General features: G+C 47.5%; 8 protein-coding genes. 4 read left to right on the top strand and 4 right to left on the bottom strand.

Going from position 1 to position 10,229, the window contains the following annotated elements; all coding sequences use genetic code 11:
• Positions 1-217 precede the first annotated feature (217 nt).
• Positions 218-661, top strand: coding sequence for a molybdenum cofactor biosynthesis protein MoaE (locus O9300_RS04400; RefSeq protein WP_147072799.1), 444 nt, complete (start codon positions 218-220; stop codon positions 659-661).
• Positions 662-663: 2 nt separating this feature from the next.
• On the opposite strand, the gene O9300_RS04395 is transcribed toward O9300_RS04400, so the two are convergent.
• Positions 664-1,743 carry an AOC03_06830 family ribosome hibernation factor gene (locus tag O9300_RS04395; RefSeq protein WP_287970272.1) on the bottom strand — a complete coding sequence of 360 codons (1,080 nt, stop codon included), beginning with the start codon at positions 1,741-1,743 and terminating at the stop codon, positions 664-666.
• Positions 1,744-2,222: 479 nt separating this feature from the next.
• On the bottom strand, positions 2,223-3,785 hold the full coding sequence (locus tag O9300_RS04390; RefSeq protein WP_149987833.1) for a B12-binding domain-containing radical SAM protein: 1,563 nt from the start codon (positions 3,783-3,785) through the stop codon (positions 2,223-2,225).
• Between the two features lie 257 nt (positions 3,786-4,042).
• Here O9300_RS04390 and O9300_RS04385 point away from each other — a divergent pair, with 257 nt between their 5' ends.
• Entirely contained in the window at positions 4,043-4,204 is a 162-nt protein-coding gene (locus O9300_RS04385) for a CAB/ELIP/HLIP family chlorophyll-binding protein (protein WP_487353236.1), read from the top strand.
• Positions 4,205-4,284: 80 nt separating this feature from the next.
• Here O9300_RS04385 and O9300_RS04380 read toward each other — a convergent pair whose 3' ends face one another.
• The gene (locus tag O9300_RS04380; RefSeq protein ID WP_287970270.1) at positions 4,285-4,416 is read right to left on the bottom strand and encodes a hypothetical protein; all 132 of its coding nucleotides are present in this window, start codon (positions 4,414-4,416) and stop codon (positions 4,285-4,287) included.
• Positions 4,417-4,507: 91 nt separating this feature from the next.
• On the opposite strand from O9300_RS04380, the gene O9300_RS04375 reads away from it, so the two are divergent.
• Both O9300_RS04375 and O9300_RS04370 read left to right on the top strand, forming a co-directional pair.
• On the top strand, positions 4,508-5,803 hold the full coding sequence (locus O9300_RS04375; protein WP_287970269.1) for a Glu/Leu/Phe/Val family dehydrogenase: 1,296 nt from the start codon (positions 4,508-4,510) through the stop codon (positions 5,801-5,803).
• 211 nt (positions 5,804-6,014) lie between these two features.
• Positions 6,015-8,747, top strand: coding sequence for a cation-transporting P-type ATPase (locus O9300_RS04370; protein WP_287970268.1), 2,733 nt, complete (start codon positions 6,015-6,017; stop codon positions 8,745-8,747).
• Between the two features lie 43 nt (positions 8,748-8,790).
• Here the strand turns inward: O9300_RS04370 and pyrC are convergent, their stop codons facing one another.
• Positions 8,791-9,825 (bottom strand): dihydroorotase, encoded by a 1,035-nt coding sequence (pyrC, locus tag O9300_RS04365; RefSeq protein ID WP_287730902.1) that lies wholly within the window; start codon positions 9,823-9,825, stop codon positions 8,791-8,793.
• Between the last annotated feature and the right edge of the window lie 404 nt (positions 9,826-10,229).

Genomic DNA, 10,229 nt, shown 5'->3' with positions numbered 1-10,229 from the left:
CCCACACCCCACACCCCACACCCCACACCCCACTCCCTACACCCCACTCCCTACACCCCACACCCTACACCCCACACCCCACACCCCACACCCTACACCCCACACCCTACACCCCACACCCTACACCCCACACCCTACACCCTACACCCCACACCCTACACCCCACACCCCACACCCCACACCCTACACCCCACACCCAACCCCCATCACCTCATCCATGACACCAGATAGTTTTCGCGTCAGTTTTGCTCCCTTATCTTTGCAGGAAGTATATCAATTAGCCGATGATGGGGCTAATGGTGCTATTGTACTAATGAGTGGCACTGTACGGGAGCAAACCGACGGTAAACCGGTTATTTATCTTGATTATCAGGCCTACGAACCCATGGCGATCGAGGTTTTCCGGCAAATTGCTCGGCAAATTCGGCAAACCTGGCCCGATACCAATCGAGTTGTCATTCACCATCGCACCGGTAAGCTACAAATCGGTGAAATTAGCGTCTTAGTAGCGGTGGGTTGTCCCCATCGGGGGGAAGCTTTCGCAGCCTGTCGTTATGCTATTGATACTCTCAAGCATAATGCCCCCATCTGGAAAAAAGAATACTGGTCTGATGGTTCTAGTCAATGGGTTAGTATTGGGGCTTGTGAAACGGCCCATTAGGTCTAATAACGCAAAATTAAGGCAATTTTTTGGTAATCGTTCAAGGAATCTTCATCGACTAAAGCTACACGTCCTCCCTTGGCCAATACCACTTCGATAATTTCATCCACTGCATCATCGATTACCTCCGTACCACCGACGTTTTCCACCAGCACTAAATCACCGTTTTCGCTTAAAACTGCGGGTACATGGTAATTTTTCTCCACTAATAACAATTTTCCTCGACCTTCCTGCGCTAAACGCCACACTTCTCCCAGGGTAGAGATAACTTTTTGAGCGCTGACTGCCGCGTCCAAAGCTTGCAGGGCTTCAGTTTTTTGATTCTGACGCACTGAATGCATAATCGGCAATACTTGCGGAATTAATTCTGGCAGTGAGGTTTTGTCAAAATTGCCGGTTAAAGTGCCAACAATTGCTGATGTGTACTGTGAAACTTCTTGAAAGAAGGAAATTTGACGAACCACTCCACCCACAATCAAAGGGGAAGAATCATCAATGTCAATGTATTCACCCAGAGCATTATCTACCTGCTGGAAAAATCGCCGGATTCTATCATCTAGATAACTGGTATCGGCATCAAAGGGCAGTGGTGCGGTGGCCCCCGGTCCAGTCATTTCTAAGGGAAAATTTTGATCGCAAATTTCTTCGAGAGTTTCTCCTGTAGCTGAGATTAAACGAGTAGAACCCTGACTTAATAGTAACAGCCAATAGGGTTGTTCTCGATGTAATCCATAAACTAAATCCCGTGTGGCAAAGGTTTTATCGATGACAACTCTTGCCTGGACAGAAAAAGGCAGGTTATAAAGCTTGGCAATATCCGGACCAATATAGAGAGCTAATCCATCTAGAGTATAAGGATAATCTATTTCAGCTACTAGACTATCGAGGCGATCGAACAAAGGTTCGATTTCACGTTTAGAGAATTCTTCCGATAATCGGCGCTTTGCTTCATCGACCAAATTTTTAACGAGAATAGGGTCTTGTTTGTTATCCGGTGAGGTGCGATGGGTGGGTAAGAGAATCGAAAGGGCGGGTATTTGAGTTAGGGATTGTAGTTTCTTAAGTTCTTGACGAGTAATCATTGACTTTCCCTTGATTTATAGGGTTAAGGAGCTAAAAATACTGGCTTTATCCAGATTTTCTCGATTTATTCAGTATTCCAGCTAACATTTTAGGGAAAAAATGTAATTATATCTAGAAAATTAAGAATTTATACTGAATTGCTTTGGCAGAGATTGAGGGAATTTTTAACCAGAAAACTAGGAATATTATTGATTTATCGATCGTCCACCATCAGGACAGAAAATGTTAAGGATGGGTAAATAACCCATCCTCGGAATAATTAGGAGCTGCTGAATAAATCTAAAAACATTGTTGGGTAAGACTTTTAGACTTTTTGTCAATCAAAAAGTACTGGGCATGGGAGTGATCAGGGGGAAAATTCCGGGACTTTTTTCCTGAAAATTAGGTAATTGGCCCCCTCAAAACCGGTAAAACCCCACACCCCACACCCCACACCCCACACCCTGCCCCCAGGAAAAACTTTTTCAGCATACCCTAATTAGGCCGCTATGGCGGTTTTTTCCGCTGTTAATGCCTCTTGGCGTTGAAATTCGGCTAATTGTGCCATAATTTCATCCCGAACAATCTGACGGTATTCCAGGAAATGCTCGTTGTGGGCGCAGACAGTGATATAGTGTTCGGCATTGGCGGGATTATGGCGCAAAATACCGAATAAATTCTGCCAGAATTTCCAGCGAGTGGAACGTTTAAAGCCCTGTCGCCAGATAATTACCGCTAGGGCATAGAGATCGGCCCGGCGAGGCAGTTTAAAGGCAGGTTTCGCTTTAGGTGCCCCTAATTTCAGGAAACAGCGATAGGTGCGATCAAGAAATACCTCCGGATCGTACAATTTCCAGAAGGCTTCAATATATTCCGTGGCAATATCTTCGATCGGCCGGGTGGGAACGAAATTCATCAGGGTACTTTGGTTAATGTCCTGTTTCCCCGTTAATCGTAGTCGTCCTTCTTTTTCCAAGCGAGTCCATAGGGCGGTATTGGGTAAAGCTTGTAACATTCCGAAGAGAGCCGTGGGAATGGCCGCTTCTTCGACAAAATTAATAATGCGATCGGCCGCTCCTTTTTTCTCGCCATCAAAACCGATGATAAATCCCGCCATAGGGCGCAATCCGGCTTTAATAATCTTTTCTACCGTCTCGGTTAACGAACTACGGGTATTTTGGAATTTTTTGGTTAATTGTAAACTTTCTTCGTCGGGGGTTTCAATGCCTAAAAAGACGGCATCAAAGTAACAATCAACCATCATTTCCATTAATTCGGGATCGGCGGCTAAATCCACCGATGCTTCCGTGTTAAACCGGAAAGGATACTGGTGTTCTTCTTGCCAAACTTTTAATTCTTTGAGGAGTAATTTAACGTTGCGCTTGTTGCCAATAAAATTATCATCCACCATGAACACGCCCCGGCGCCAACCTAACTCGTAGAGATAATCTAATTCTTTTAATAATTGTGCAGGGGTTTTGGTGCGGGGTTTACGACCGTAGAGAACGATAATATCGCAAAATTCGCACTGGAAGGGACATCCCCGCGAGAATTGTACCGACATGGAATCATAAGCTTCAAAATCGAGCAGATCGTAGCGTGGGATCGGGGTAATTGTCACATCGGGTTTTTCTGTGGTGCGGAAAACACCTTTGGTTTCTCCTTTTGCCAATGCTTCCACAAACATCGGGATGGTGATTTCTCCCTCATCGAGGATCAGAAAATCAGCCTCGGCCACTTCGTGGGGGATAGAAGTGGGATAGGGACCACCCACGGCCACCAGTTTACCCCGTTGCTTGGCTTCGTGAATTTGCTCGATTAAATCTTGACGTTGCACAATCATGCCCGAAAGAATCACTATTTCGGCCCAATCCCATTCTGCTTCTGTCACCGCCCGAATATTGCGATCGACCAGTTTAAATTCCCATTGCTGCGGTAAAATCGCCGCCACCGTCACCATACCCAGGGGGGGAAGTAAGACTTTGCGATCGACTAATTCCAGAATTTTGTTATAAGACCAGAAAGTCGGCGGAAAAACGGGATAAATCAGTAAGGCGCGCATATTCACTCCTCGCTCGATGGCGATCGATTCTTGACCTTTCGCTTGATTGTAATCTTTTTCGGTCAGGGATGGGAAAACCGTTATTTAGCCCTAGAACTAAGATCAGGTTTGATTTTCGGCCGCCATGCCCACCCTTGACCCTGCCCCCATAAAAGTTTATGGTCAACATTAATAAAATTTATGTAAACAAATGTTGCATAGTCTGGGAAGTTATGTTACATTTAATATCAAGCACTTGAATCAAATGCAATTTTATTATAGGAAGGCAATTCACCATGGATAAGCAAGAAAACAAACTCGGCTTCACCGCTTTCGCTGAAAACTGGAATGGTCGTTTAGCCATGCTCGGTTTCGTTATTGGCGTAGCTACGGAATACTTAACCCACAAAGGTATCCTTGCTCAATTAGGCTTAATGTAATTTCAGCCTCGATTGCTGTGCATCTACAATCAACTTGAATAAATTATCAAAAAAGGGAGGAGCATCGCTCTTTCCCTTTTTTAGTTGCAGGTTGGGGATGGGGGAGTGGGGTGATAGGGAAGTGGGGTGTGGGGTGTGGGGTGTAGGGTGTAGGGTAGTTGATGTACTGGAAAATCTCTCAAGTAACCTTGTTTGAGAACACTTGTCGGCAATTCCTGTCTATGGTTAATTAAGAAAAATAAACTGTAGCGAAATATACTGTTTTTTCATGTTCTAATGGGGATAGATAGGGGGAAAAAAATCATGTCGAAATCACTCTTTACCGATGCCAGCAGTCGCCTAGAACGCGCCCTTAAGTATGTCTCCATTTCCGATGATGCGATCGAGCGGTTAAAATATCCCAAAGCTAGTCTCAGCGTCTCCATCCCCGTCCGTATGGACAACGGCACTTTAAGAATCTTCCAAGGCTACCGCGTCCGCTACGATGACACCCGCGGCCCCGGCAAAGGAGGTGTGCGCTATCATCCCAACGTCAGCATTGATGAGGTGCAGTCCCTGGCCTTTTGGATGACCTTTAAATGCGCCCTGCTGGATTTGCCCTTTGGTGGGGCTAAGGGCGGCATTACCCTCAATCCGAAAGAATTGTCAAAAGCCGAGTTAGAACGTCTTAGCCGGGGCTATATCGAGGGTATAGCCGACTTTATTGGTCCCGATGTCGATATTCTTGCCCCCGATGTCTATACCAACGAGATGATCATGGGTTGGATGATGGACCAGTACAGCATCATTCAGCGTAAAATTAGTCCGGCGGTGGTGACGGGGAAACCTTTAACCATGGGAGGCAGTCGTGGTCGCGATACGGCGACGGGAACAGGAGCTTTTCATGTTATTCATTCTCTTTTGCCGAAATTAGACAAAAAACCAGCTAATACTACCGTGGCCGTCCAGGGATTCGGTAACGCCGGGGCCATAGTGGCGGATCTCCTCGCCAAAGCCGGTTATCAAGTGGTGGCGGTAAGTGATTCCCAGGGCGGCATTTATCGGGAAAAAGGACTAGATATTGCCAGCATTCGTCAGTATAAACAGGAACACCGCGAGATTACTGCTATTTACTGTCAGGATACCGTCTGTCATATCGTGGAACACGATGGGATTAGTAATGAAGAATTATTAGCCCTAGATGTGGATGTTTTGATTCCAGCAGCCCTAGAAAACCAAATTACCGCCGAAAATGCCGATCGCGTGCGGGCGAAATATATCTTTGAAGTGGCCAATGGTCCCACTACCTCAGAAGCCGATCGCATTTTAGACTCAAAAGGGATTCTCGTTTTCCCCGATATTCTGGTTAACGCAGGTGGGGTAACGGTGAGTTATTTTGAATGGGTGCAAAATCGCAGCGGTCTTTATTGGCGATTAAACGAGATAAATGAGCGCTTAAAAGAAAGAATGGTGACAGAAGCGGAAAAAGTCTGGTCTTTCGCCCAGGAGTTCGATATATCTCTGCGTAACGCCGCCTACGCCCAGGCCATTGCTCGTCTCGGTGAGGCCCTAGATGCCAAGGGAACCCGCGATTATTATCAAAATAAGACGAGAGCTTAAGGTCGTCAGTCGTCGGTCGTCGGTCGTCTGGAAATAAATAGGGTGATAGGGTTTTGGGGTGATAGGGTGATGAGACAGCTTCCCCACCCCCCAATTCATAATTCATAATTCATAATTCATAATTCATAATTCCCACCCCCCCACTTCCCCACTTCCCCAATTCATAATTCATAATTCATAATTCATAATTCCCTAAATATTGGAGAGCATGATGCCAGTTCAATTATCATTGCCCTTGTATCATCAACTTTCTCAACCAGAGGTGATTGAATACTTGACCAGCGATGGGTCAGCGGGCTTATCAGCAGAAGAAGTGGCCAGTCGCTACGAAAAATATGGCCCGAATGAACTGCGATTTAAGCCGGGGAAACCAGCTTGGTTGAGGTTTTTGCAGCAATTTCATCAGCCACTACTCTATATTCTCCTGCTTGCGGGTACTATTAAGGCATTTTTAGGGTCTTGGACGAATGCCTCGGTGATTTGGGGAGTTACTCTGATCAATGCCATTATTGGCTATGTGCAGGAAGCTAAGGCGGAAGGTGCGATCGCTTCCCTAGCCAAGGCCGTAACCACAGAAGCGACCGTGTTGCGAGAGGGACAAACTCTCCGGATTCCATCTCAGGATTTGGTGCCAGGAGATATCGTTTTATTGGCATCGGGGGATAAAGTACCGGCGGACTTGAGGCTGCTGAAAGTCCGCAATTTGCAGGTGGATGAGTCTGCCCTGACCGGGGAATCCTTGCCCGGGTCGAAAGCGATCGAACCCTTACCCGGGGATACGCCCCTAGCAGAAAGGACAAACATGGCCTACGCAGGGAGTTTCGTTACCTTTGGACAGGGCAAAGGGATCGTTGTCTCTACGGCCAACGCCACCGAAGTGGGGCAGATTTCCCAGTCGATGGAAAGCCGAGTCAGCCTTAGCACACCCCTGACCCGTAAATTTGCCCAATTTAGCCGCACCCTACTCTACGCAATTTTGACCCTAGCAACCTTGACCTTTGCCATCGGGTTAGGACGGGGGAAATCTTGGATCGATATGTTTGAAGCTGCCGTTGCCCTCGCAGTGAGTGCGATTCCAGAAGGGCTGCCGGCAGTGGTAACGATTACCTTGGCCATTGGGGTCAACCGCATGGCCAGTCGCAATGCGATTATTCGTAAACTGCCCGCAGTGGAAGCATTGGGGAGTGCGACCGTCATTTGTTCCGACAAAACCGGAACCCTGACCGAAAATCAAATGACTGTACAGTCCATTTATACTGAAGGGCAATATTACGCCGTTAGTGGTGGTGGCTATAGTCCCAAGGGCGAAATTAGTCTGATCACCGATGGCAACCCTGGCAGCCCATTTGCAGAGGAATTACCGCCGGCCCTAGGGGATTGTCTGGTAGCTGGTTTGCTTTGTAATGACTCCGGGCTAAAACAAACGGGAGAAGATTGGTCAGTGGTGGGGGATCCTACGGAAGGGGCGCTGATTGCGGCCGCTGCCAAAGCAGGTCTCAGTCAATTGGGGCTATTGTCTTTAACCCCACGATTGGATGCAATTCCCTTTGAATCTGAGTACCAATACATGGCAACCCTGCATGATGGCATACCTCGTCTGATCTATGTCAAGGGATCGGTTGAGTCGCTAATGCGTCGTTGTTCCCAGATGATCGATCGCTATGGTCAGATGACCGCGCTTAACGCCCAACAGATCGAGCAAGCGGTAGAAACGATGGCAGAGCAGGGGTTACGGGTGCTTGCCTTTGCCCAAAAAGCAGCAGCTTCTCATCAGCATTCTATCGACCATGAGGATATTGAAACAGGCTTGGTGTTTCTAGGATTACAGGGCATGATTGACCCGCCTCGTCCAGAGGCGATCGCTGCCGTTCATGCCTGTCAAACTGCCGGGATTCGCGTCAAGATGATTACTGGTGATCATCTTGTCACGGCGCGGGCGATCGCGGAACGGATGGGCATTAAAACGGCAGCACAAGTCTTAGCATTTGAGGGAAAACAATTAGCGCAAATGGATAATCATCAACTGGCCCAAGCGGTGGTCGATGGATCGGTATTTGCCAGGGTTGCCCCTACCCAAAAACTGCAACTGGTGGAAGTACTCCAGTCCCAAGGAGAAATCGTGGCGATGACGGGCGATGGTGTTAATGATGCGCCGGCTCTCAAGCAGGCCGATATCGGCATTGCCATGGGGAAAGGAGGAACGGAAGTCGCCCGGGAATCTGCTGATATGCTCCTCACTGATGATAACTTTGCCTCGATCAAGGCCGCTGTCGAAGAAGGACGCACCGTTTATCAAAATTTACGCAAAGCGATATCTTTTCTCTTGCCTGTCAATGGTGGCGAATCGATGACCATTCTGATCAGTACTTTACTGGCGCGAGATTTACCCATCCTCTCCCTACAAGTACTCTGGTTGAACATGATCAACTCGGTCACGATGACTGTTCCCCTGGCCTTTGAAGCAAAATCCCCCGGCATTATGCAGTCACCACCACGCAATCCCAATGAACCTTTGATCACCAAAAAACTATTGCGCCGAATTTTGGCTGTTTCATTGTTTAACTGGATTCTGATTTTTGGTATGTTTGAGTGGGCTAAATCGACCACAGGAGATATTGCCGTTGCCCGCACAATGGCAATTCAATCCCTTGTGGCAGCACGGGTTATCTATCTGCTCAGTATCAGTCAATTAGGGATGAGCCTAGTTAACTACCTGCGTCGTCAGTCAACCTCGATTACTAATGCACCGATCCTAATTTTGGGGATTGTGGCTGCTGTTGCCCTACAAATTTTGTTTAGTCAATGGGGGGTGATGAACAGTCTGTTTGCAACGGCGACCCTAACCGGTCATCAATGGCTAATCTGTTTGTTGCCGATGCCGCTCATGGTACTTTGGGCAATTTTTGCCAACCGCATCGATCCTCCTCATTGTCACGGGAAATAAATAATCGTGAATTCTTGACCGCAACTATAAAAACTGGCGGTTTTTATTCCCCTAATTGCCAGGTTATCTCTTCACCCGCTCGTAACGGCACCAGTCCGGATTCGGGAAATGGCAATTCATCGGGAATGCGCCAAGGGGTTTTGGTTAAGGTGATTTGTTCGGTATTTCGGGGGAGTTGATAAAAATCTGGACCGTGGAAGCTGGCGAACCCTTCTAGTTGATCGATCGCATCAACGCTCTCAAAGGCTTCTGCGTACAACTCTAGGGCGTGCAGAGCCGAATAACAACCCGCACAGCCACAGGAACTTTCTTTGCTGTAGCGAGAATGGGGCGCGCTATCGGTCCCTAGAAAAAACTTGGGATTGCCCGATGTTGCCGCTTGCAAAAGTGCCAAACGATGATCCTCTCGTTTCAAAATCGGCAGGCAATAAAAATGAGGACGAATGCCACCGGTAAAGAGAATGTTTCGGCTAAACAATAAATGTTGGGGCGTAATTGTGGCGGCGACATTGTTGTTAGCAGATAGAACAAACTTGACCGCATCGGCAGTGGTAATGTGTTCAAACACCACCCGCAGTTTGGGAAATCTTGTTATCAGTGGGATTAAGTGCTTCTCAATGAACACTTTCTCTCGATCGAACACATCAATATCACCATCGGTAACTTCTCCGTGCAGTAGTAGCGGCATATCCAGCTGCTCCATCGCTGCCAAAACGCCATCGCACCTACGAAGGTCCGTCACCCCCAAGTCGGAATTAGTTGTCGCACCGGCTGGGTAGTATTTCACCGCTTTGACAAACTGGGAGGCTTTCGCCGCCACGATTTCTTCGGGACTGGTATTATCGGTGAGATATAGGGTCATCAGTGGCTCGAACTGTTGACCCTCTGGAACTGCTGCCAGAATGCGCTCGCGATAGGAGGCAGCATCAGCGACTGAGCGCACTGGGGGCTTTAAATTCGGCATGATAATGGCACGGGCAAACTGACGCACCGTATGGGGTAGAACCGCTTTCATTGCCGCACCATCGCGGAGATGAAGGTGCCAGTCGTCGGGTCGAGTCATTGTGAGTCTTCGCATTGTTCAATCATACTACGGTTAGGGTTCCCACCTCACCAAACACAAGGGTTTTAGTTGATTGGAAAGAACCTTTGATTTTAAGTAGCTGGTTACAATTAAATTAAAAATGAATTTTAGGTTCGATCCCCCCTGCCCCCCTTGATAAGGGGGGTGCCGATAGGTGGGGGGATCTGATAACTTTTAACGCCTACCTACTTAGCAGCGAAATTGATTTGACGGTGACGATAATTCCTCTTGACAAAATCCCAGCACTTGACATATACTTAGGGCTTGCTGAATAAATCTAAAAACCTTGTTGGATAAGACTTTTGGACTTTTTTCCCCTCAAAAAGTACCAGATATGGGAGTGATCAGGGGGAAATTCAGGGACTTTTTCCCTGAAAATTAGGTAATTGACCCCCTCA

It is taken from the genome of Microcystis sp. LE19-195.1E, from assembly GCF_027532095.1.
Taxonomy (GTDB): Bacteria; Cyanobacteriota; Cyanobacteriia; order Cyanobacteriales; family Microcystaceae; genus Microcystis; species Microcystis aeruginosa.
This window is presented reverse-complemented; position numbering and strand designations above follow the sequence as displayed.

Coding starts and splice junctions, on each gene's coding strand:
- O9300_RS04400 (WP_147072799.1), top strand. CDS start 218: ATGACACCAGATAGTTTTCGCGTCAGTTTTGCTCCCTTATCTTTGCAG.
- O9300_RS04395 (WP_287970272.1), bottom strand. CDS start 1,743: ATGATTACTCGTCAAGAACTTAAGAAACTACAATCCCTAACTCAAATA.
- O9300_RS04390 (WP_149987833.1), bottom strand. CDS start 3,785: ATGCGCGCCTTACTGATTTATCCCGTTTTTCCGCCGACTTTCTGGTCT.
- O9300_RS04375 (WP_287970269.1), top strand. CDS start 4,508: ATGTCGAAATCACTCTTTACCGATGCCAGCAGTCGCCTAGAACGCGCC.
- O9300_RS04370 (WP_287970268.1), top strand. CDS start 6,015: ATGCCAGTTCAATTATCATTGCCCTTGTATCATCAACTTTCTCAACCA.
- pyrC (WP_287730902.1), bottom strand. CDS start 9,825: ATGCGAAGACTCACAATGACTCGACCCGACGACTGGCACCTTCATCTC.